This window comes from Vibrio sp. Evd11 (assembly GCF_900382755.1).
Taxonomy (GTDB): Bacteria; Pseudomonadota; Gammaproteobacteria; order Enterobacterales; family Vibrionaceae; genus Vibrio; species Vibrio lentus.
Map to the genome: position 1 here is coordinate 1 of NZ_OSDX01000064.1, position 23,074 is coordinate 23,074.

19 protein-coding genes, 4 tRNA genes and 3 pseudogenes are annotated in these 23,074 nt (G+C 43.3%); 15 read left to right on the top strand and 11 right to left on the bottom strand.

What is annotated here, in order from left to right:
• Positions 1-133 precede the first annotated feature (133 nt).
• The 8 genes from ED652_RS19610 to lolB all read right to left on the bottom strand — a co-directional run bounded on the left by ED652_RS19610 (position 134) and on the right by lolB (position 5,154).
• Positions 134-208 (bottom strand) — tRNA-Gln (locus ED652_RS19610).
• Positions 209-237: 29 nt separating this feature from the next.
• A tRNA-Leu gene (locus ED652_RS19615) sits at positions 238-322 on the bottom strand.
• Between the two features lie 67 nt (positions 323-389).
• Positions 390-466: transfer RNA gene (locus ED652_RS19620), tRNA-Met, on the bottom strand.
• Positions 467-746: 280 nt separating this feature from the next.
• Positions 747-1,838, bottom strand: a complete 1,092-nt coding sequence (gene ychF, locus ED652_RS19625) for a redox-regulated ATPase YchF (RefSeq protein WP_122055879.1) — start codon at positions 1,836-1,838, stop codon at positions 747-749.
• 10 nt (positions 1,839-1,848) lie between these two features.
• A complete protein-coding gene (gene pth, locus ED652_RS19630) occupies positions 1,849-2,439 on the bottom strand; it encodes an aminoacyl-tRNA hydrolase (protein WP_122055880.1) in 591 nt (196 codons plus the stop codon).
• 223 nt (positions 2,440-2,662) lie between these two features.
• Positions 2,663-3,607 (bottom strand): ribose-phosphate pyrophosphokinase, encoded by a 945-nt coding sequence (locus tag ED652_RS19635; protein ID WP_012603389.1) that lies wholly within the window; start codon positions 3,605-3,607, stop codon positions 2,663-2,665.
• Positions 3,608-3,634: 27 nt separating this feature from the next.
• Complete coding sequence (gene ispE / locus ED652_RS19640; RefSeq protein ID WP_122055881.1) at positions 3,635-4,510, bottom strand: 4-(cytidine 5'-diphospho)-2-C-methyl-D-erythritol kinase; 876 nt, start codon at positions 4,508-4,510, stop codon at positions 3,635-3,637.
• Positions 4,507-5,154, bottom strand: coding sequence for a lipoprotein insertase outer membrane protein LolB (gene lolB, locus ED652_RS19645; RefSeq protein WP_122055882.1), 648 nt, complete (start codon positions 5,152-5,154; stop codon positions 4,507-4,509). Before lolB ends, ispE begins: the two co-directional genes overlap by 4 nt.
• Before the next feature lie 160 nt (positions 5,155-5,314).
• Between lolB and hemA the strand changes: the two genes are divergently transcribed.
• From hemA to ybaK, 8 genes are all read left to right on the top strand, one after another.
• The gene (gene hemA / locus ED652_RS19650) at positions 5,315-6,574 is read left to right on the top strand and encodes a glutamyl-tRNA reductase (RefSeq protein ID WP_017110181.1); all 1,260 of its coding nucleotides are present in this window, start codon (positions 5,315-5,317) and stop codon (positions 6,572-6,574) included.
• Between the two features lie 28 nt (positions 6,575-6,602).
• The gene (gene prfA / locus ED652_RS19655) at positions 6,603-7,691 is read left to right on the top strand and encodes a peptide chain release factor 1 (protein ID WP_102465784.1); all 1,089 of its coding nucleotides are present in this window, start codon (positions 6,603-6,605) and stop codon (positions 7,689-7,691) included.
• A gap of 5 nt (positions 7,692-7,696) precedes the next feature.
• Entirely contained in the window at positions 7,697-8,569 is an 873-nt protein-coding gene (gene prmC, locus ED652_RS19660) for a peptide chain release factor N(5)-glutamine methyltransferase (RefSeq protein WP_122055883.1), read from the top strand.
• A gap of 208 nt (positions 8,570-8,777) precedes the next feature.
• Complete coding sequence (locus ED652_RS19665; RefSeq protein ID WP_009848726.1) at positions 8,778-9,161, top strand: SirB2 family protein; 384 nt, start codon at positions 8,778-8,780, stop codon at positions 9,159-9,161.
• Between the two features lie 6 nt (positions 9,162-9,167).
• Positions 9,168-9,977, top strand: coding sequence for a SirB1 family protein (locus tag ED652_RS19670; RefSeq protein ID WP_102558684.1), 810 nt, complete (start codon positions 9,168-9,170; stop codon positions 9,975-9,977).
• Positions 9,978-9,999: 22 nt separating this feature from the next.
• Positions 10,000-10,854, top strand: coding sequence for a 3-deoxy-8-phosphooctulonate synthase (kdsA, locus tag ED652_RS19675; protein WP_174214642.1), 855 nt, complete (start codon positions 10,000-10,002; stop codon positions 10,852-10,854).
• 454 nt (positions 10,855-11,308) lie between these two features.
• Entirely contained in the window at positions 11,309-12,970 is a 1,662-nt protein-coding gene (ushA, locus tag ED652_RS19680) for a bifunctional UDP-sugar hydrolase/5'-nucleotidase UshA (RefSeq protein ID WP_122055884.1), read from the top strand.
• A gap of 118 nt (positions 12,971-13,088) precedes the next feature.
• Complete coding sequence (gene ybaK / locus ED652_RS19685) at positions 13,089-13,562, top strand: Cys-tRNA(Pro) deacylase (protein ID WP_122055885.1); 474 nt, start codon at positions 13,089-13,091, stop codon at positions 13,560-13,562.
• Between the two features lie 106 nt (positions 13,563-13,668).
• Here the strand turns inward: ybaK and rluF are convergent, their stop codons facing one another.
• From rluF to ED652_RS19700, 3 genes are all read right to left on the bottom strand, one after another.
• On the bottom strand, positions 13,669-14,802 hold the full coding sequence (gene rluF / locus ED652_RS19690) for a 23S rRNA pseudouridine(2604) synthase RluF (protein ID WP_122055886.1): 1,134 nt from the start codon (positions 14,800-14,802) through the stop codon (positions 13,669-13,671).
• Between the two features lie 220 nt (positions 14,803-15,022).
• Positions 15,023-15,604, bottom strand: coding sequence for a DNA endonuclease SmrA (gene smrA / locus ED652_RS19695; protein WP_029223450.1), 582 nt, complete (start codon positions 15,602-15,604; stop codon positions 15,023-15,025).
• Positions 15,605-15,775: 171 nt separating this feature from the next.
• The gene (locus tag ED652_RS19700) at positions 15,776-15,916 is read right to left on the bottom strand and encodes a DUF3149 domain-containing protein (RefSeq protein ID WP_004736246.1); all 141 of its coding nucleotides are present in this window, start codon (positions 15,914-15,916) and stop codon (positions 15,776-15,778) included.
• 255 nt (positions 15,917-16,171) lie between these two features.
• On the opposite strand from ED652_RS19700, the gene ED652_RS19705 reads away from it, so the two are divergent.
• The 7 genes and pseudogenes from ED652_RS19705 to ED652_RS19735 form a co-directional block, all read left to right on the top strand.
• A tRNA-Pro gene (locus tag ED652_RS19705) sits at positions 16,172-16,248 on the top strand.
• Positions 16,249-16,514: 266 nt separating this feature from the next.
• Positions 16,515-17,434 (top strand): annotated as a pseudogene (locus ED652_RS19710) (IS5 family transposase).
• 177 nt (positions 17,435-17,611) lie between these two features.
• Positions 17,612-18,922, top strand: a complete 1,311-nt coding sequence (locus ED652_RS19715; RefSeq protein ID WP_122055889.1) for a TolC family outer membrane protein — start codon at positions 17,612-17,614, stop codon at positions 18,920-18,922.
• A 38-nt stretch (positions 18,923-18,960) separates the two neighbouring features.
• Entirely contained in the window at positions 18,961-19,500 is a 540-nt protein-coding gene (locus ED652_RS19720; protein WP_162929966.1) for an OmpA family protein, read from the top strand.
• A gap of 193 nt (positions 19,501-19,693) precedes the next feature.
• A pseudogene (locus ED652_RS19725) lies at positions 19,694-20,629 on the top strand (IS256 family transposase); the annotation flags it as partial.
• 49 nt (positions 20,630-20,678) lie between these two features.
• Positions 20,679-22,105, top strand: a pseudogene (locus tag ED652_RS19730) (IS66 family transposase).
• Between the two features lie 392 nt (positions 22,106-22,497).
• Positions 22,498-23,074: hypothetical protein (locus tag ED652_RS19735; RefSeq protein ID WP_216821914.1), on the top strand; the 577-nt coding region annotated here is incomplete at its 3' end.

The following is a 23,074-nucleotide window of genomic DNA, read 5'->3' on the forward strand; positions in this document are numbered from 1 at the left end:
AACCTGCGACCCCATCATTATGAGTGATGTGCTCTAACCAACTGAGCTAAGTAGCCATCTGAGAGCGAAGTAATATAATATAATCTCGCTTCCAATGCCATTATCTTTTTAAAGATAATTACACTTTAAATTGTGGCTGGGCTACCTGGATTCGAACCAGGGAATGCTGGCATCAAAAGCCAGTGCCTTACCGCTTGGCGATAGCCCAACAGGATATCAATTAAGATATCTAAATAATGGTGCGGTCGGAGAGACTTGAACTCTCACACCTCTCGGCGCCAGAACCTAAATCTGGTGCGTCTACCAATTCCGCCACGACCGCTTTATTTCCTAAAAACTCTTTGTTGTCAAAATACATACGTTTATTAACAAACAGAGTGCTTAGGAAATGGTGGCTACTGCGGGATTCGAACCTGCGACCCCATCATTATGAGTGATGTGCTCTAACCAACTGAGCTAAGTAGCCATTTCCAAATTGTTGTTCATTTCGAGACGTTGCCGCTTCGTTGTGAACGGGGCGCATTATGCGGAGTTGAGTGAAACCCGTCAACTTTTTTTTTGAATAAATCACGAATAAACATCTGTTCGGTTTCTTTTTAGTCAAAGAGGCGTATTTGTCAGCAAAAAATAGGTTCAAATGCCGATATATATAGGAAGTTAAGTTTTGGATAAGAAGCTCTTTAGAAAGAGCGAAAACGAAAAAGGCCAGTGAATTCACTGGCCTTTTATTAGATGTTTATTGGTAATTAAACATTGAAACGGAAGTGAACAACATCGCCATCTTTAACGATGTATTCTTTGCCTTCAAGACGCCATTTACCTGCATCTTTTGCTCCGCTTTCACCGCTAAATTCGATGAAATGTTCGTAACCAACTACTTCTGCACGGATGAATCCTTTTTCGAAGTCGGTGTGGATCTTGCCTGCAGCTTGTGGTGCAGTTGCACCTACAGGGATCGTCCAAGCACGAACTTCTTTAACACCCGCAGTGAAGTAAGTCTGAAGAGTAAGTAGTTCGTAACCAGAGCGGATCACTCGGTTAAGGCCTGGTTCTTCGATACCCATGTCCGCTAGGAACTCTTCGCGATCTTCATCGTCAAGTTCAGAAAGCTCAGATTCGATTGCAGCACATACAGCAACAACAACGTTGTTCTCTTTTTCTGCATACTCACGAACGGCGTCTAGGTAAGGGTTGTTTTCGAAACCATCTTCAGCAACGTTTGCGATGTACATTGTTGGCTTAAGCGTTAGGAAGTTAAGGTAGTCGATTGCTGCGACTTCTTCTTTGCCCAGTTCAACAGTACGAGCCATACCACCTTCAGTCAGGATCGGTAGTAGCTTTTCAAGAACTGTAGTTTCAAACTTAGCGTCTTTATCTCCGCCTTTTGCTTTTTTAGCATTACGGAAGATCGCACGTTCACAGCTATCTAGATCGGCAAGAGCAAGCTCAAGGTTGATCACTTCGATATCTTCAATAGGAGATACTTTGCCAGAAACGTGAACGATGTTTTCGTTTTCAAAGCAGCGTACAACGTGACCGATAGCGTCAGTTTCGCGGATGTTAGCTAGGAATTTGTTACCTAGACCTTCACCTTTAGATGCGCCAGCAACTAGGCCTGCGATGTCTACGAATTCCATTGTCGTTGGAAGGATCTTCTGTGGATTAACAATTTTTGCTAATGCATCTAAGCGTAGATCTGGAACCGGAACGATACCTGTGTTTGGTTCGATCGTACAAAATGGAAAGTTTGCTGCTTCGATGCCTGCTTTAGTCAGTGCGTTAAACAGAGTTGACTTACCAACGTTTGGTAGACCAACGATGCCACATTTAAAACCCATGATATAAACCTTATTCTGCTTTGAACGTATGTAAGCGATTTTGTGCTTTTGGTAGGCCATCTTTTAATAAGATGTCTAGGCTGCGAACCGATTCGTCAACGACAGCCTCGATACACTCTTGCTCTTTCGCAGGAGCTTTGCATAATACATAACCTGCAACTTTATCTTTGTGTCCCGGATGGCCAATGCCTAACCTAAGACGATAGAATTCTTTATTGTTACCCTGCTTGCTGATGATGTCTTTTAGGCCATTGTGCCCGCCATGACCACCACCTTTTTTAAACTTACCAATACCTGGAGGGAGGTCTAACTCATCGTGAGCGACCATGATCTCTTCTGGTTTAATTTGGTAGAACTTTGCCAGTGCTGCAACGGCTTTCCCGGATAAGTTCATAAAAGTCGTAGGGATCAGCAAACGAAGATCTTCACCATGAACCATGATACGACCCGTTAGGCCAAAGAACTTTGGTTCGTTCTTCAGTGTCACATTGTGTACACGTGCTAATTCTTCAACTACCCAAGCACCCGCATTGTGGCGAGTTTTGGCGTATTCTGGACCTGGATTAGCCAGTCCAACGAGAAGTTTTATTTGTTGGCTCAAGGTATGGATCTCTCTTGGGATTTCAAAAAGCGCCGTATGATATCACAGTTTATGAAAAAGGTGCGAGCTAGCTGATAGCAACACTGTGATTCCTGACTGTGGTGAATTGCGGCTTAATATTGGTTAGACATAAAAAAAGCACTTCATTCAATGAAGTGCTTAATGTCTTTCTCTAACGAATTTCTAAAACAAAGCTTTTGTAAAAAAAGCTATAGAGCTTTGATTAGTTAAACATCGCTGAGATTGATTCTTCGTTGCTGATGCGGCGAATCGCTTCAGCAAGCATGCGAGAAAGGCTTAGCTCAGTCACTTTGCCTGTCGCAGCCATCTCTGGAGAAAGCTTGATTGAATCAGTAACAATAACTTGGTCTAGAACTGAATTACGGATGTTTTCTGCAGCAGTACCAGAGAATACAGCATGAGTAGCGTAAGCGAATACACGCTTAGCACCGCGCTCTTTAAGCGCTTCAGCTGCTTTACACAGTGTGCCACCAGTATCGATCATGTCATCAACGATCACACAGTCACGACCTTCAACATCACCGATTAGGTTCATTACTTCAGAAACGTTAGCACGTGGACGACGCTTATCAACGATAGCGATGTCAACATCACCTAGCGCTTTAGCTGTAGCACGAGCACGTACAACACCACCAAGGTCTGGAGAAACCACTACTGGGTTTTCTAGGCCACGGTTAGCCATGTCTTCTAGAAGAACTGGAGTGCCGAAAATGTTATCAACAGGTACATCGAAGAAGCCTTGGATTTGCTCTGCGTGTAGGTCGATAGTCAAAACGCGGTCAACACCAACGTTAGAAAGGAAATCTGCAACAACTTTTGCAGTAATAGGCACACGAGCAGAACGTACACGACGATCTTGACGGGCATAACCGAAGTAAGGGATTACAGCAGTAATACGGCCAGCAGAAGCACGGCGCATTGCGTCAATCATTACCACCAATTCCATAAGGTTGTCATTGGTTGGTGCACAAGTTGATTGAATCAGGAATACATCGCTACCACGAACGTTTTCATTGATTTGAACAGCGACTTCGCCATCAGAAAAACGGTCTACAGTAGCATCGCCAAGAGAGATGTATAGACGATCAGCAATACGTTGGGCTAGTTCAGGTGTTGCGTTACCAGCAAATAGCTTCATATCAGGCACGGTGGAAACCTCGGGTTGCGTCCAGTTTTAAATAGATTGTGGGTGGGCTGATTGGTATTCAGCCAAAGTTTCTTTCAAAGGCGAAATGTTTCGTCCTTTCGCGACAAACGCGGAAACTGTGTCAGGTAGTTGCTCTAGCACCAGTTCGGCTTCTTTTTTGCTGCTAAATTCAGCAAAAACGCACGAACCTGTACCAGTCAATCTCGACGGCGCGTATTGTAGCAGCCATGAAAGTTGCTTATCAACCTCTGGGTACAGCATTCGCACAATTTTTTCGCAATCGTTTACGTATTCTTGCTCTAGAAGCGTTGATAGTGCTCGCTTCGGCGTATTTCGAGTTAATTCTGAATGTGTGAATATGTCTACAGTTGCTATGCTCACTTGAGGTTTAACAATGAGATACCATTTTTCATCCGGATTGGCGGGTTGCAGTTGTTCTCCAACCCCTTCAGCAAAGGCGGCATGGCCTTTAACGAAGACCGGAACGTCTGCACCAAGCTTTAAGCCAATCTCTGCTAACTGGTCATCAGACAGGTTGAGTTGCCATAAATGGTTGAGAGCGACTAACACGGTTGCGGCATTTGAAGAGCCTCCGCCAATGCCACCTCCCATAGGAAGCACTTTCTTTAACTGAATATCCGCACCGAAAGTTGTCGATGTATATTGTTGAAGGGCAGTTGCGGCTTTCCAAATCAGGTTATCTTCTGTCGCAACGCCTGGAATTTCAGGTGTGATTGTTATCGAGCTTGTTTCTCGGTTTGCGGTAACCGTAAGTTCATCGCCAAAGTCGACAAACTGAAATAGGGTCTGAAGTTCGTGATAGCCATTATCGCGTCGGCCAGTGATATAGAGAAATAAATTCAGCTTAGCTGGCGAAGGCCAGTGCGTTGGCGTTGTTATCATTTTTTCAGTGTCCACTTCGAAACTACAATGTTGATTTTGTTCTCGTCTTGCTTGAATGACAATCGAGTCGGGAGGGGAATTGTCTCTACCTTTGCGTTGTCTTCATCTGATAGTTGCTTACTCGGCATCTCTGTATTGCGATAGTTAGCAAAATTCAGTGTCCATAATTGACTGCTGACTTGTTTAGACAGAGATTCAAGCGTGTTAGTGCTGTTGAGTTGGTAGCTATCTGCTTGGTCGGGAATGCCAAGGAACCATTGCGGCAGGTGTTCAATGGGGATCTGCAATCCAGTAAGTTGCTCTACCAATACAGATGCACTTGCATGGGTGAATACTTGATCATCATAAGTGACTACCTTGGCGCCCGAGCTGTCAATCGTGAGGTTCAAGGCGGTTTGACCAAGGAAAGTGGTCAGTCTCAATTGGCTTTGATTTGGGGAGTGCTTCCAAATGAAATTAAGGCTTTGGCGTTGCTCTGGAGAAATGTAAGCGAGCTTGCCTGAGGCTTGGTAGTTTTCTATCTGTAGAAGACGGTTTTGGTGACTTTGCCACTCAACGCTGGTCGGTTGTTCTGGTATAGACGAGCAACCCACCATAATTATGGTCATAAAAATAAGAGACGTGATTTTACGAAGCTTGCTCATATTTGCTCACAACTTGTTCAAATTTATCTAAAAAACGCTTCAACTATAGCATTGAATTCACGAACTCAGGAAAACAAATCCCGCTTGCTCTTTAAATAGAGCCATGCATCAAGTAAAATTCGCCCCTTGTTTCCATTCCCTGATCGAGAACTTCTGATACATGTCTTTGCTTGCCGTAGGTATCAATCACAATACAGCGTCGGTTGAATTGCGAGAAAAAGTCGCTTTTGGTCCAGATAAATTATCTGAGGCACTTAAGCAACTTAACGCAAATGCACACGTAAATGGAAGTGTCATACTTTCTACCTGTAATCGAACTGAAGTGTATTGTGACGTCAAAGGCGTGGCAAAAAACAAGTTGATCGATTGGCTGTCTGTATTTCATCAAGTTAGCCCTGAAGAATTAAAACCGAGTATCTACATCCATGAAGAGCAAGCCGCGATTAAGCATTTAATGCGCGTTGCCTGTGGTTTGGACTCTCTGGTTTTGGGTGAGCCGCAAATTCTTGGTCAGGTAAAACAGGCTTACACCGATTCGCGAGAGAACAAATCTGTTGATGCTTCAATGGAAAAACTGTTCCAGAAATCATTTTCTGTTGCGAAGCGAGTTCGAACTGAAACCGAAATTGGTGGTAGTGCGGTTTCTGTTGCTTACGCAGCCTGTACGTTAGCTAAACACATCTTTGAATCAATTGCTGAATCAACGGTGTTATTGGTGGGTGCGGGAGAAACCATTGAACTGGTGGCTAAACACTTGTCAGCTAATGGTTGTACCAAGATGATTGTGGCTAACCGAACTCGTGAGCGTGCTTTAGGGCTAGCTGAAGAATTTGGTGCTGAAGTGATCAGCCTGAATGAGATACCTGATCATCTGCATCGAGCGGACATTGTGATTAGCTCAACCGCAAGTCCGTTACCTATTATTGGTAAGGGCATGGTAGAGACCGCGCTCAAGACAAGAAAACATCAGCCGATGTTGTTGGTTGATATCGCGGTGCCTCGTGATGTTGAGTCTCAGGTCGGTGAACTGAGTGATGCTTACCTGTATTCCGTTGATGATCTTCAGTCGATCGTTGATGGTAATATCGAGCAACGTAAAGTTGAAGCGATTCAGGCTGAAGCAATCGTCAGTGAAGAAAGCGCCGCGTTCATGAGTTGGATGCGTTCACTGCAAGCGGTAGACAGTATTCGCGACTATCGTAAATCGGCCAATGAAATCCGAGAAGAATTATTAAGTAAGAGTTTACAATCACTTGCTGCTGGCGGTGACCCTGAGAAAGTCTTACTTGAGCTAAGTAATAAGCTCACAAACAAATTGATCCATGCTCCAACGCGTGCACTTCAAAGTGCAGCAGAGCAAGGAGAACCTGCAAAATTAATGGTCATTAGACAGAGTTTGGGTCTAGAAAACCCTCAATAATATTCGACCTCCAACAGAATAAGACATTATGAAAGCCTCGATTCTAATAAAGCTTGAAACACTTGTTGAACGCTATGAAGAAGTTCAACATCTACTTGGTGATCCCGATGTACTTGGGAATCAAGATAAATTCCGTGCCTTGTCAAAAGAGTATTCTCAATTAGAAGAGGTGACGGGGTGCTTTAAATCATACCAGCAAGCTCAAGAAGATTTAGAAGCTGCTGAAGAGATGGCAAATGAAGATGACGCAGAAATGCGTGAAATGGCTCAAGAAGAGATCAAAGATGCGAAAGCGAACATTGAACGTCTAACTGATGAGCTGCAAATTCTTCTGATTCCAAAAGATCCAAACGATGAGCGTAACTGTTTCTTAGAGATTCGTGCCGGTGCTGGTGGTGATGAAGCTGGTATTTTTGCGGGTAACCTTTTCCGAATGTACTCTAGATTTGCCGAGAAAAAAGGTTGGCGCGTTGAGGTGATGAGCAGCAATGTTTCAGAGCAGGGCGGCTTTAAAGAGATGATCGCTAAAATCAGTGGCGACGCTGTTTACGGCACCATGAAGTTCGAGTCTGGCGGTCACCGTGTACAACGTGTACCTGAGACTGAGTCTCAAGGTCGTGTTCATACATCAGCATGTACTGTTGCGGTTATGCCTGAGATCCCAGAAGCTGATCTACCAGAAATTAAAGCTGGCGATCTTAAAATAGATACTTTCCGTGCATCTGGCGCGGGTGGTCAGCACGTTAACACCACGGATTCAGCAATCCGTATTACTCACTTACCAACCGGTACAGTAGTAGAGTGTCAAGATGAGCGTTCTCAGCATAAAAACAAAGCGAAAGCGATGGCTGTTCTTGCGGCTCGTATCGTTCAAGCTGAAGAAGAGCGTCGTGCTGCTGCGATTTCAGATACACGTCGTAACCTATTAGGTTCTGGTGACCGTAGTGACCGTATTCGTACGTACAACTACCCTCAAGGTCGTGTTTCTGATCACCGCATCAACTTAACTATTTACCGCCTGAACGAAGTTCTGGAAGGTGATATGCAAAGCCTGCTTGATCCTGTTCTACAAGAGCACCAAGCCGATCAACTAGCAGCACTTGCTGAGCACAACTAATTACTATGCAATCAGCATATACGGTTGAAAGTGCTTTAAAGTCAGCAATCGTACAGCTTCAAGAGGGCGATAACACATCGCCCTCGATTGATGCTGCGGTACTGCTTTGTCACGCTTTAGATAAACCTAGATCTTACCTACTGACTTGGCCTGAGAAGCATCTCACTTCAGAACAAGAGTCCGAATTCAACGCCCTTCTAAAACGTCGTTTAACCGGTGAGCCTGTGGCTTATATTGTCGGTGAACGTGAGTTTTGGTCGCTGCCGCTAAAAGTTTCTCCTTCTACATTAATCCCGCGCCCGGACACCGAGCGTTTGGTTGAAGTCGCTTTGGATAAAACTTACGGAAAACAAGGTGCGATTCTCGATTTAGGAACTGGTACAGGTGCGATTGCTTTGGCACTGGCGTCTGAGATGCCGAACCGACCAGTGACGGGTATTGATCTTCGTCCGGAAGCGCAGCAACTTGCGACAGAAAACGCTCAGCGATTAAATATCACTAACGCCACTTTTTTACATGGCAGTTGGTTTGAGCCTTTGAACTCAGCGAATTCTGAAGATGAAGCTGTGAAGTTCTCGTTGATTGTCTCGAACCCACCTTACATTGAGAAGAATGACCCTCATTTATCTCAAGGGGATGTGCGTTTTGAACCGATCACTGCGTTAGTCGCTGAAGAGAAAGGTTTAGCTGATATTCGATACATTTCTGAAAACGCACGACGCTTTTTGGAAAACGAAGGTTGGTTGGCATTTGAACATGGCTATGACCAAGGCTTGGCGGTACGTGAGATAATGCAACAGCTGGGCTACTTGGATGTGGTTACAGAAAAAGATTACGGTGGTAATGACCGAGTGACATTGGGTCGTTACTGTTCATAGATAGTGGTTGCTCATAGGCTGCTGTTCATCATCTTGTGAGCAATAGATGATTAACTGGCTAAATTGATACCTTTAACTCGACAATACACTTAACTCGATAATGCATTTAACGTAGAAATACAGAGAATTAACGCAGAAATACAGGGCATTAACGGGTATTGTGTGGTTCGTATTAACGAAAGCACATATAAAAATATAAAGGAATACCATGTACGAAGGTCTAAAACATTTTCACCTATTAACGATTGCTATAAGCGCGCTACTTCTTTCGATCCGTTTCGCTCTGATGATGGCTAATTCACCGAAGCTTAAGCATCCTTTCTTGCAGCGTTTCCCTCATATCAATGACTCGTTGCTGCTGCTATCGGGTATTGGTTTGATTTTTATTACTGGCTTTATTCCGTTTACACCAGCGGCACCATGGTTAACTGAAAAACTAACCTGTGTAATGGCTTACATCGCATTAGGTTTCTTTGCGCTTAAGTTAGGTAAGAACAAGCTATTGAGAGTTTTCTCATTCTTTGGCGCTCTAGGCTGGCTAGCAATGGCAGGCAAAATCGCAATGACAAAGACTCCAACATTTTTCGGTTAATGACGTATGTACGAATTTTTTGATGAAGACTTTGATCAGCTAGAGCTTGCTGAAGGCGCATTGATCTTAAACAAGGCCATTGACCCTGAAACTCAAGATAGTTGGGCAGAGCAAGAACTCGCAAGATTATTAAAAGACGCCGAGTTTGCGTTAGTTAGTGAAACCGACGAGCAACAGAAGTTTGAATCTTTCATTCGACTATTCTTTTACGAGTGGGGCTTCGCAGGCGATAAAGACGCTTACTTCTCATCGGAAAACGCGTTTATCGATAAAGTACTTGAGAGAAAGAAAGGGATCCCAGTCAGTCTTGGGGCAATCTTCCTTTTTCTTGGTCGTAAGCTAGGCTTTCCTGTAGAGGGTGTCTCTTTTCCAACTCAGTTTCTGCTTAAAGTCAGTTGGTATGGCCAAACTCCGGTCTATATTAATCCTTACAATGGTGAGTATGTTGGTCAGCAAACATTGCGAGCATGGTTAATTGGTCATGATGGCCCATTGGCTAAGCTGAAAAGTGAGCATTTGAAAGTCGCAGACCACCCAACAATTATTGGTAAGTGGTTGGCTTTATTGAAAAGTGCATTGCTGAGAGAAGAGCGCTATACGCTTGCATTGAAGTGTACCGATCTGGCGTTAACATTCGTCCCAGATGATCCGTATGAAATCCGTGACCGTGGTTTCATCTACCAGCAATTGGATTGTCACCAGATTGCCGCCACCGATTATCAGTACTTTATTGATCAATGCCCAGATGACCCTGCATCTGAGTTACTTAAATCTCAAGTGAATGTCATGACGGAAAAAACCGTCGTCGTTCACTAATTAATTATTATTTAGAGAGAATATGATGGAACAGAAAATAGTTCATATTGGCGACATGCCAATTGCTAACGATAAGCCATTTACGCTATTTGCGGGCATGAACGTTCTTGAATCTCGCGATCTAGCTATGCAGATCTGTGAGCACTACGTGAAAGTAACAGAGAAGCTGGGCATCCCTTATGTATTTAAGGCGTCTTTTGATAAAGCGAACCGCAGCTCTGTTCACTCATACCGTGGTCCTGGTATGGAAGAAGGTCTTAAAATCTTCCAAGAGCTGAAAGATACCTTTGGCGTGAAGATCATCACTGATATTCACACTGAAGCACAAGCTCAGCCTGTTGCAGATGTGGTTGATGTAATCCAGCTTCCAGCGTTCCTTGCTCGTCAAACTGACCTTGTTGAAGCAATGGCTAAGACTGGCGCGGTTATCAATGTGAAGAAGCCTCAGTTCATGAGCCCGGATCAAGTAGGTAACATCGTTGATAAGTTCGCTGAGTGCGGCAACGAGAACATCATTCTTTGTGAACGCGGTTCTTGCATGGGTTATGACAACCTAGTCGTTGATATGCTTGGTTTTGGTGTAATGAAAAAATCATCAAACGGCAGTCCAATCATCTTTGATGTGACTCACGCGCTTCAAATGCGTGACCCTTCAGGTGCTGCATCTGGCGGTCGTCGTAAGCAAACTGTTGAGCTTGCTAAAGCGGGTCTTGCTACGGGTGTTGCTGGTCTGTTCCTTGAGGCACACCCGAACCCAGATCAAGCGCGTTGTGATGGCCCATCAGCGCTACCTCTAGATAAACTAGAGCCGTTCTTGAAGCAGATGAAGGCACTTGATGACCTTATCAAAGGCTTTGAGCATATTGATATTAAATAATTGAGATGGATGTGAAGTAACGGAAACGTTATTTAACAAAAGTTGATCTAAGAAAGCCCAGTTCTTTGAATTGGGCTTTTTTTATCTCGTAAAAGCAGCCGAACATAAATCGTTCATTTAAAGAGTTGTTAACGAGGCGGGTTGTTACCTAAGAAACTCGTATGTGAGTGTGAGGTCAGTCCTGTTTGCAGTAAATTGCTGATGTTCATCACACTTTGTAAGTAAACGATTGCTTGTGATGCAGGGGAAGTTTGAGTGTAATCTCATAATTTTGTTACACTTAACTGCTGAACTATGCGTGACCAATTCGACATAAATATGAAATCATCATGTTACATCTGAAATGTTAATTTAAGATGAGTGATGTGAAGTCTTATTGTTCGAACTCCAAATAAGGGGTCGCAATAGCTCATAAAAAGCAGTGGATTCCCCTAAAAAGTTCAAAGGTATGACAATGAAGCAACGCCTTATTCTAAAGACAGCACTAAGTGCTGCAATCCTAGCTACTCTAGCTGGGTGTGCGTCTCAATCAACTCAAAATTGGAACCAAGACGAAACTTACAAGCTTACGGTTCTACATACTAACGACAACCATGGTCGTTTTTGGCAGAACAAATACGGTGAATACGGCATGTCTGCGCGTAAAACGCTTGTTGATCAACTTCGTGCTGAAGTTGAAGCAGAAGGCGGTAGCGTGTTGCTTCTATCTGGTGGTGACATCAACACTGGTGTGCCAGAGTCAGATCTTCAAGATGCAGAACCTGATTTCAAAGGTATGAATAAAATTGGTTACGATGCAATGGCATTGGGTAACCACGAGTTTGACAACTCTTTAGACGTACTACAAAAGCAGATCGACTGGGCTAATTTCCCAATGCTATCTGCAAACATCTACGATAAAGCAACAGGCGAACGCAAGTTCCAAGCTTACGAGATGTTTGAAAAGCAAGGTATCAAGATTGCGGTTATCGGTCTAACAACTGAAGACACGGCGAAAATCGGTAACCCTGAGTTCATCGCGAGCATTGACTTCCGAGACCCTAAAGAAGAAGCGAAGAATCTGATCGCTGAACTTAAAGAAACAGAGAAGCCAGACTTAATCTTCGCCGTGACTCACATGGGTCACTACGAAAACGGCCAACGTGGTGTTAACGCACCGGGTGATGTAGCACTTGCTCGTTACCTAAATGAAGGCGACCTAGACATGATCGTTGGTGGTCACTCTCAAGAGCCTGTATGTATGGAAGGCCCTAACGTTGCGAAGAAAAACTTCAAGCCGGGTGATGAGTGTAAACCAGACGTACAGAATGGTACTTACATCGTTCAAGCTCACGAGTGGGGCAAGTACGTAGGTCGTGCTGATTACGAATTCCGTAACGGTGAGCTAGAGATGGTGAGCTACGATCTGGTTCCAGTTAACCTTAAGAAGAAAGTTAAGATTGACGGTAAGAAGCAACGCGTTCTTATTCAAGATGAAATTGCACAAGATCCAGAGCTACTTGAATTCCTACGTCCTTTCCAAGAGCAAGGTCAAGCACAACTAGAAGTTCAAATTGCTGAGACAAATGGCAAGCTTGAAGGCGATCGTAACGTGGTTCGTTTCCAACAAACTAACCTAGGTCGTTTGATTGCGACTTCTCACATGGAGCGTGCTCAAGCAGACTTCGCTGTGATGAACTCTGGTGGTGTTCGTGACTCAATTGAAGCGGGTAATGTTACTTACAAAGATGTACTGAAGGTACAACCTTTTGCAAACATCCTGACTTACACAGACATGACAGGTAAAGAAGTTCTAGATTACTTAAATGTTGTGGCGACGAAACCAATCGATTCTGGTGCTTACGCTCAGTTCGCTGGCATTTCAATGACAGTGACGAACGGTGAAGTATCGAACGTATTCATCGGTGGCAAACAGCTTCGTTTAGACGAAACATACCGTTTCACAGTGCCAAGCTTCAACGCGGCTGGTGGTGACGGTTATCCTAAATTATCTGACCACCCTGGTTACGTAAATACTGGTTTTGTTGATGCTGAAGTACTGAAAGAGTACCTAGAAGCGAATAGCCCAGTTGACGTGAACAAGTACGCACCGTCTGGTCAAATGGTTTACAAGTAACTGAACCCAGTTAATTGAATCACTAGGTGCTAATTTAGATTGACTCTAGCACCATGATAAATTTAACTAAAGCGACGCCTCGGCGTCGCTTTTTGTTTATCTATCGTTTGGATTTGTTATGACCCCTGCAATCAACCTTGCCAAGAAAAAGAAAATCGCTCATACCGTGCATCAGTATCATCACGATGCAAACAACACCAACTATGGGTTAGAGGCGGTTGAAGCTCTGGGTCAGGATCCCAAACGCGTGTTCAAAACGTTGTTGTTCTGCTTGAACGGTGTTGCTAAAGATTTGGCTGTAGCTGTTATTCCTGTTGACCAGAAGTTAAACCTTAAACTTGCGGCTAAAGCAGCGAAAGGTAAAAAAGCAGATATGGCCAATCCTGATATTGCACAGAAAACCACAGGTTATGTTGTGGGTGGGATCAGTCCGCTTGGTCAAAAGAAAGCACTGCCTACCTTTGTACATTCCACTGCGACGGATTTTGAAACAATATGTGTGAGTGCAGGAAAGAGGGGCTTGGAAATCGAGCTAGATCCAAAGGACTTAGCGATGCTAACTCGCGGTCAGTTTGCTGATCTATGTTTATAGATTGTTGTCGTCATGATGATAAAACTATCGAATGACAAACAAGAACGCCCGCTAGACTAATCTAGCGGGCGTTTTTATATCGAGTGTCTCGCCTTACTGATTCTGACTACTTCTTCAGGCCTAATGTACCACCAACGCGTTTTGCTGCTGGTTTATTTGGTCTGTTTGAATCTTGACTACGGTTTGCTGGCTTACCGCTTCTACGATCGTTATTGTCGCGGTCTGTGCGATTGCGATCCGAGCTGTTTCGACCTGAATTTGAACGCTCTGAACGAGAGTTCGATTTCCAGTTCTCAGTGTTGCCGCCGCTTTCACTATTCGACGAATTACGACCACGCTTCGAGTTTGGCGCATGGCGGAATTCATCCGCGTTATTACCGCGATAGGTGCGAGTACGATTCTCGTTTTGATTACGTCGCGCTGTTGAGGTTTGGTTCTCTTCACGGCTATCAAATAACTTAGCATCGGTTGCCTTGCGAATTCGCTGACCTTTTGCGTTCATTTTTGATGCATCTTCAGTGCTCACTGAACCTTCGCACATCGCTAGTATCTCAGCGATTTCTTCTTCACTTAGGTAGCGCCACTTTCCGTTTGGAATGCCATCAAGTGAGATGTTCATAATACGTACGCGACGTAGCTTGAAGACTTCATAGCCTAACGCTTCACACATACGACGAATCTGACGGTTAAGGCCTTGAGTTAGCGTAATTCGGAATGAGAACTTGGTCTCTTTCTCGACATTACACGGCAAGGTAACGGTATCCAAAATAGGGACACCAGAAGCCATTTTCTTTAAGAATTCCGTCGTAATCGGCTTGTCTACACGAACCACGTACTCTTTTTCGTGATTGTTACCCGCACGCAAGATCTTATTGACGATGTCGCCATCGTTGGTCAAGAAGATAAGACCATCAGAAGGCTTATCTAGACGACCAATAGGGAAGATACGCTTGTGGTGGCCGATAAAGTCGACGATGTTGCCAGGAATATCACGCTCAGTTGTACAGGTAATGCCGGTCGGTTTGTTGAGAGCAATGTAGATAGGCTTTTCTTTTGAACGTACTGGCTTGTTGTCGATCTCAACATCATCACCTGGCAATACTTTCGTTCCCATCTCAGGGATCTTGCCATTAATAGTAACTCGGCCTGCATCGATCAATTTGTCTGCTTCACGACGTGAACAAAAACCAGTTTCACTGATGTATTTATTAAGGCGTTTAGCTTGGGATTCTTGTGACATGATATTCTCTTAGCGTTTCACAACGGAAATATAGATAAACAAAAAGCAACTATGGACAGTTGCTTTTACGTTTTAATTCGTTAACTGAGGCAATTTTAACACCTAGAATGAGCTTCGGCACTAAATATCTATTTTCGGCACTAAATATCAATTGTGGTGTTCAATGTGTTTAGCGGAATGTTCGAAGACGGTGCTCTTTTTTCACTAAGCTTCTGATAATTTAGCGAGTCCGTTTTTGGTGACGCTCTCTATTCTCTAGTTTTTTGTCATTACTCTTTCTGAGCATGACGTAAACGGCTCCAGTGCCACCATGAAATTGCTGCGCCGAGTGAACGCATTGCACATCATTAATTTGTGATAACCAATTGGCCACATAGCTTTTCATCATAGCTGGTGGATTCGAGCGCTCACCTTTACCGTGAACAATAATGACGGTGCGCACATCCATTCTCAAACATTGGCGCAAAAATGAAAGTACTTCGTTACGAGCATCTTTCAATGTTTTCCTGTGGAGATCGAGCTTAGCTTGAATCGGATATTTACCTAAGCGCAGTTTTTTGTATACACCTTCTTGAACGCCATCTTTTTTATACGCAATAACGTCATCAGGTTTCAGCATTGGAGAGTAGTCGAGAGAGAGGTAATCTTTTTCGTCCTCAGACAGCCACATAGCCGCCTCACGCTTTGCAAGTTGAGACTCGGTAACTCGATGCACTTTTTGGTGCTCAGCGGTGTCATGGTCGATACGTTTCACATCGCCCATCATTTCTTGGAATAGATCTAAGTCGTCATCATGAGACATGGTGTTCATCTCAAGTTGTAGAAGGATAGGGTAAGTATACCTAAGTTGTGGCTGGGTTTAAAAATGAAAAAACCGGAGGAGACAAGAGAAGTCAACTCCGGTGCAAAGCGTTTTAACATTTATTTATCAAGGAAATGATACTTAAAAGTAAATGATTTAGGCTGAGCGATACTAGTGAGGAGATTTTTCAGTCATAACTTTGTATATGAAGAAGCCTCCATAAAACATCATGAGACCCAGAGCCCCGAATATTACTATCATTGAAGATAGCCCCACTGCATTACCAAATAGGAGTTCTAGCCAAAAGTCCATGTGTATACCTCAAAGTTATATGACATGACTTAGTGTATTAAGTAGCGTTATCAATTCACTGATCTGGATCAATCCTGTTTCATAAGTTAAATACTTGTTGGTGAGTGTGTGTTTTTCGTCACATTAGCCGTTAGGTTGTACGTCTTTTGTTCGAACGATTCGATATTGTAAAAAAGAGTGAAAAAAGCCCTTGCGGATAAATTCAGAATCCGTATTATACGCTCCATCGACAGGCAATCAGTCAGTTAGATATCTCGGTGAATAGCGCAGCTTGGTAGCGCATCTGGTTTGGGACCAGAGGGTCGGGGGTTCGAATCCCTCTTCACCGACCACATTAAAGAAAGCCGTAGCAGAAATGCTACGGCTTTTTTGCATTTTGGTATTTGCGTCATTCTCTAGAGCGACGAAGGAGCTAGTCGGGAATCTCTTGTAGTTCTAAACGCCCTGCTTAGAGACAAGGATCGATCCATAAGCCAGTTCCAAAACTATTTATTTCACATCACAAGTGATGTTCTTGATGGCTTTGTTGCGTAATTCAATGGAACTAAATCCAGAACCTACGATCTGATCTGCTACGTCCACTATCTCTCGTAGCCCCATGCCTAAACCACGTTACAAAACAACCAACTGGAAGCAATACAACCAATCACTTATTAACCGTGGCTCTTTGACCTTTTGGATTGATGAAGAGGCGATAAGCGGGTGGGCGCAAAGCAAACAGAATAAGCGCGGGAGGCCACGTCGGTTCAGTGATTTAGCCATCACGATAGCACTTATGGTGAAACGCGTTTTTTCTATGCCGCTGAGAGTGCTGCAAGGATTTATCGACTCGATATTTAGGTTAGCCCATGTACCGTTAAGTTGTACGCGTTACACTTGCATCAGCCTTAGAGCCAATCAAGTTGAGGTCTCATTTAAGACTAAAACGAGAGGAGTGATACAGCACCTAGCCATTGATGCGACAGGCCTTAAAGTTTATTGCGAAGGAGAATGGAAAGTCAAAAATACGGGACGGATGGCAGGCGCAGAGTCTGGCGAAAGCTGCATATTGCCGTCGATACAAGCACTTATGAAATTATTGCATCCGAGCTAAGTTTATCGACGGTTACGGATGGGGAAGTTCTCCCGAACTTACTGAAAAAAACATGCCGAAGTATCCTTGAGGTATCTGGTGATGGGGCTTATGACACGAGAGCGTGTCATGCTGCTATTAAGATTAAGGGAGCCATTGCGCTTATTCCCCCCAAGAGAAGGGGCAGCCTTCTGGGATCGGGGTCACCCTCGAAATCTCGCCGTGGGTTGTCAGAAGTTATACGGCTCAAATAGTATTGGAAAGAGCTGTATGGATACCACAAACGTTCACTCTCAAAAACCGCGATGTATTGAGTTAAACAGTTGCTAGGAGGGCAACTGAGTTTAAGAAATTACAATGCACAAGTGGGAGAAACTTACGCGATGATAAAAGCGTTGAACAAGCTCACTGGGTTAGGTATGCCTGAAACTTGCCGTATTGACTAAGAAACGCACGAAAGGGGCTGCTCTGTCTCTAAACGGAATTACGCAACAAAGCCATCTCGCTCTTGAACGGGTACAGATATTAAATTGCAAATATTATTGTTTTAAAATTTCACATTTATTAGGCATATGACTATGATTGAAATGTTTAATGAAAATGTGAGTAAAAGGAGCATTACTTTGAATTTATTTAAATTATCAACCGTCAGCTATTGTGTAATAGCTGCTTCTTCGCTATCTGCTCAAACTTTAGAGCAATCCATTACTTTAACTCTTTCGGCTAACCCCGAAATTAAAAGCGTATTTCACGAATTTGCTAGTGCGAAAAAAAACAGAGATGCATCTGAAGGGGCTTATTTGCCAAGTGTAGACTTCGATGCGGCCATTGGTTATGAAGGCATTAAGCCTGCAACAAAAAGTATTCCTGATACTGATTATACAAAGAAAGAGGCCACAATATCGTTAACTCAACTACTGTGGGACGGAGCTTCTACTCAGAATAATATAGATAGATCAGCAGCCGAAGCTGAATCGATAAGACTACAATTGATATCGGACATAGAAGATAAATCGTTGGAGGTTGCAAAGGTTTATATAGATGTGGTTAAAGCTAAAGAAATACTGGAGCTATCAGAGAATAATTTAGAAATACATTTAAAAATCTCTAAAGATATTAAGCGAAGAGTTGAGTCCGGTATAGGTTCAACTGCAGATCTTCACCAAGTTAATGCTCGTGTCGCAAAGGCACATAGTAACCTAGCTTCGGCACAAAACAACCTATACGATACAAATATACGGTTTACAAAACTAGTTGGTGAGCAACCGAAAAACCTTGTGTCCCCGCAAGCTGATTCATCGGTTGTTCCTATCGATTTAGCTGATGCATTAGAGCTGGCCTTTGATAATCACCCAGTGATAAAAGCATCTCTGGTTGATGTCGACGCTGCTTTTTTTCAATACGAGCAATCAAAAAGTAAGAACTATCCCACATTCTCGATTGAAGCCTCTCAATCTTGGAGCGATGATGCAGATGGCAATAAAGGTTCAAGGCAGGAGACACTAGCGATGCTTAGAGTGCGTTATAACCTTTATAATGGCGGTTCTGATTCTGATCTTTCTGAGAGTGCTGCTTATCAGCTGAATAAAGCGAAAGACCTAAGAGATTCGGCATACAGGAACGTAGAGGAAACTTTGAATTTGTCTTGGAACGCTCTCGATTTTACATTGAAAAATAAAAATTTTATAGATGAACGTGTAGAGTCTGTATCCGCTACCGTTACAGCCTATCAGAAACAATATAAAATTGGTAAACGTACTTTGCTAGATTTGTTAAATACAGAAAACGAGCTTTTCGAAGCTAAAAAAAACCACCTAGATTTAAAATATGACGAACAATATGCTAAGTACCGCATTCTGAATTCAGTAGGCTTGCTTATCAACTCATTGTCCATTGAAATTCCAGAAGAGTGGAACCAAACCGTGGAGTATTGATTGTGATTAGAAGCTTATTGTTATTTTTTTGTATTGTTATGAGTTTTCAAGCTCTTGCCTATAAAGAAGAAAATAAAACAAACCAGCAACAGTCGATCAGATTAAAAAATTTGAGTTCAACAAGCGAAACTGATGGAGTTATAAGTGAACAGGGTAAGTGCCTCGTTGGTCTTTTAGCTTCCGAAGCTAATCACGAAAGTTGTGCCGCGAGCCTAGCCCCAGAAGGGCTGAGTTTATTCAAAGTCTACTTCGTACATGACTCTTTTGAAGTGCCTAATGCTTTTATTGATGAGATTCAAGTTATTGCTCGATTTATGAATAACTATAAATCAACATCAATTGAGTTATACGGCTATGCCAGTATGTTGGGTGATAGAGAATATAACTTATATCTTTCGCAAAAGCGGGCGACTTCAATTAAAGACATAGTGATTCAAAATGGGGTGGATCCAGAACGAGTCAAAATCGTTGGTTTTGGTGAAAGTAAGGCAAATAGTACTAATTCTTCAGAAGATAGAAAGGTAATAGTTGTTCTTACTTCATTAACAGAAGAGGTACTTGAAGAGTTGGTCAATTAATATGTGGAAAATAAACGCCTGACGGTTTTAGTGCCATAGGATCTATAAATACTGTCGCCCCGCGGTTAGTGTATATTTTTAATTGTTGAAATAGTTATCGCTAGCGAGAGTGTCCTGAATTCTGTGTAACTGTCTAAACTTAAGCCTTAAAGGCTAAGGATGGACAATATGGATAAGAAAGTACTCGAAGCTTTTGCTCGTGAAGCACCAAACTCGCTTCTAATCCATGAACGACAAGATATTGAGCCTTTATGCGAAAGGCATGACCACACGTGAAATCGTGGCAGCGTTCAAGGAAATGTATGATGCTGATGTCTCGCCAACGCTGATATCAAAAGTAATCGACTCGGTGCTTGAGCAAGTGATTGAATGGCAGTCGCGACCTCTCGACGAAATTTACCCTATCGTCTATCTCGATTGCATCGTGGTTAAGGTGCGTCAAGACAAGCAAGTCATCAACAAAGCGGTCTATCTTGCGTTAGGCGTTAATCTGGAAGGCCAAAAAGAACTGCTTGGAATGTGGCTCTCTGAAACGGAAGGCGCTAAGTTCTGGCTTAACGTGCTGACTGAGCTTCAAAACCGTGGGGTAAAAGACATCCTTATCGCTTGTGTTGACGGACTAAAAGGCTTTCCTGACGCTATCAATACTGCGTTCCCAGAGACGCAAATACAGCTCTGTATCGTCCACATGGTGCGAAACTCGGTCAAGTACGTCCCTTGGAAAGACTACAAAGCAGTGACGGCTGATCTGAAGAATATCTACCAATCAGCCACAGAAGATGAGGTTCTAGAGCAGTTCTCTGACCGATGGGATAGTAAGTATCCTCAAATCAGTCGCTCTTGGACGGCGCATTGGGACAACCTCAACACCCTGTTTAACTACCCAGAGGATATTCGCCGAGCCATTTACACGACTAACGCCATTGAACCCCTCAACAGCGTTATTAGAAAAGCGATTAAGAAGCACAAGCTGTTCCCAACGGATGAGTCAGCTCGAAAAGTGATCTACCTGGCTATCCGAGATGCTTCCAAGAAGTGGACGGTGCCGATTAGAAACTGGCGACAAGCTCTAAACGTAAGTGTTCACCAAGCCCCTATTGACAGAAAAAGTGTGACACTCAGCACTTGATCCACTTTTTACTATTGAGTGATCATTCCAGTGCTTCATCCTGTTTGTTATGAGCAGAAAGAAAGCCCCTAAATTTCAAGAGGAACCACCCGTAGCCTCTGACCTTAATGAAGCAAACGCACTGATTGAAGAGTTGTGGGAACAGTTGCGCCACCTTACCGATAAACAAGCAACTAACTCCAAAAATTCATCGAAACCACCTTCGTCTGACAACCCTAAGGACAAGCATGAGCGAAAAAAGATCAAAGCTCTGGTGGTCGCAATTCGAGAGGAGCTAAAGAAGGCCACACAGGGCATCAATGAAAACTCTCACGACTGAAAACAACTGATTTAGTTATCGATTGTTTTCCTGAAGTGTGCCCTTGCTGTGCCCAGTCAGATATCGATATTCAAGGTGGCCCTTACTACCGCCATCAGGTCTTCGATATTCCAAAACCCACTGTCGATATCACTGAATACCGTTTATTTTCAGGTCAATGCCGCCACTGTAAAGAAACAGTAAAAGCTCAAAAGCCCGACAATGCATCACAAAGTATTATCGGTCCCAATTTACTCAGCTACATTGGCGTTCTTGCTGGACAATATCACCTTAGTGTTCGGAAAATCCAATCACTGCTCAAAGAGCAACTCGGCACAACGTTTTCTGTTGGTGCGATTAGCGAAGCACAAACAAAAGTCGCTTCAATGCTGACTCCATTGCATCAAGCAATCAAACAAGCGTTAAAGAAGGCACCTTTGATTCATGCCGACGAAACCTCTCATCACCGAAATGATGAGCAAAGCCTTCGTTGGTGTTGGTTAGTGGCCAGTGATGATCTTGTCTATGAACAAATACTATATTCGCGCTCGACCTCATCAGCGAAAAAAGTCATTGATGAAGACTATGCAGGCATCGTGGTCAGCGACCAGTGCCCAAGCTATAACTGGATAGCCGCAGACCGTCATCAGTTATGTTGGGCACATGTTAAGCGCAATCTTCAACAAATGGCGGATTATAGTGGTGGTGGGCATACTGCTTATATAGAAAGGCACCTATGTCTTCTGACGAATGTTCTCTTCCATACTCGACAACGTTATGAGCAAGGTGAATTGGATTATTCACTATACTTGCGGCGAATGCACAGGCTACAAAAATCGTTCGATCATTGGTTGAGCAAAGGGACAGGTGTGATGGTCAAGCGGTATCGGGGGCGATGCAAGTTACTGCTCAAACATAGAGAGAGCTTGTGGGTTTTCCTCAAGAAAACGTCAATTCCCTTAACCAATAATGAAGCCGAGCGATGTATTAGAGGCTTTGTAATCCAAAGGAAAATTAGCTTCGGAACGACCTCAGATGCAGGCGAAAAATTCCGTAGTCGTATCCACACACTCATCGAAACTTGCAAAAAGCGCGGCCTATCAGCAATGTCAGTTCTGAGTGAAATCATCACGTCAGTCGTTGAGAAGAAACCGTACCCGAACGTTTTTGATCTATAAACTGCACATGCTTCTTCAGGCACGGTAAGTCAAGATACCTCGGTGAACGCTTACCTCTAAACAGCTTTATGATTATGTTCGAAGATCGACTCACTGAGTACATGTAACCCCGACAGTTACCCGAATTATTTACAGGGTCTATGCTAGCTGTAATGAAATTTTTAGCGCGTCAGACTTGGTTTTAGTTTCAAGTAACGGTGAGTTTAATTTCTTAGACTTAATTGAATTATACTCGATATCGTGCTGTTTTTACTTAGAGATCCTGTACCGTGCAGGTTTTGTTTGTGTCTACGCTATCATCTTGTTGAATACTTTGTTGAAGCTCAACTATCTTTTGTCTACTCTTTACTTAGATGTTGTTTTTAAAGTTGCTTAGAAGCTAGGGGTTAAATATGGATATATTATTTACGATACAAGAAGATGGAACGGTTAAAGAAGGGAAAGCCTCTGGATTGACAAACCCTTTATTTTTATTGAAAGGTGACTCAGAACCCTACTTGTTTTTTGGTCAACTAAACGGTGGCGGTGTGCAGCAAACTGTCGAAGATGTCTCATCTCAAGCCCAGCTGGATACTATTGCTAAGTTGATAAAAACCATTGAAGAAGGGGGAGATGCAACGTTAGCGAAAAATACGGCCCCACAGTCTGGTAATCTAGTTAGCTCATCAATTTCCACAGCATTTACATTAGAGTTTGCTGGTTTAGATATCCCTACAGTTTCTACATTTTTCGAAACATCTCCCTTGTCTATTAATGAGTTTGAAAACTTAGATGCCCCATTAACTGAAACCCCAGATCTGACTGCCGGTAATTTCCCTCCAACATTATCAATTTTGGAAGCCACAGACGGTTTTGTGAATGCGAATGAAAACAGCGATGGGTTACAAGTGTCGGTCAGCGTTCCGACTGGAGTTGAAGCTGGCGATACCATCACTCTTGCGATCACGAACCCAGACGGCAGCGTTACCG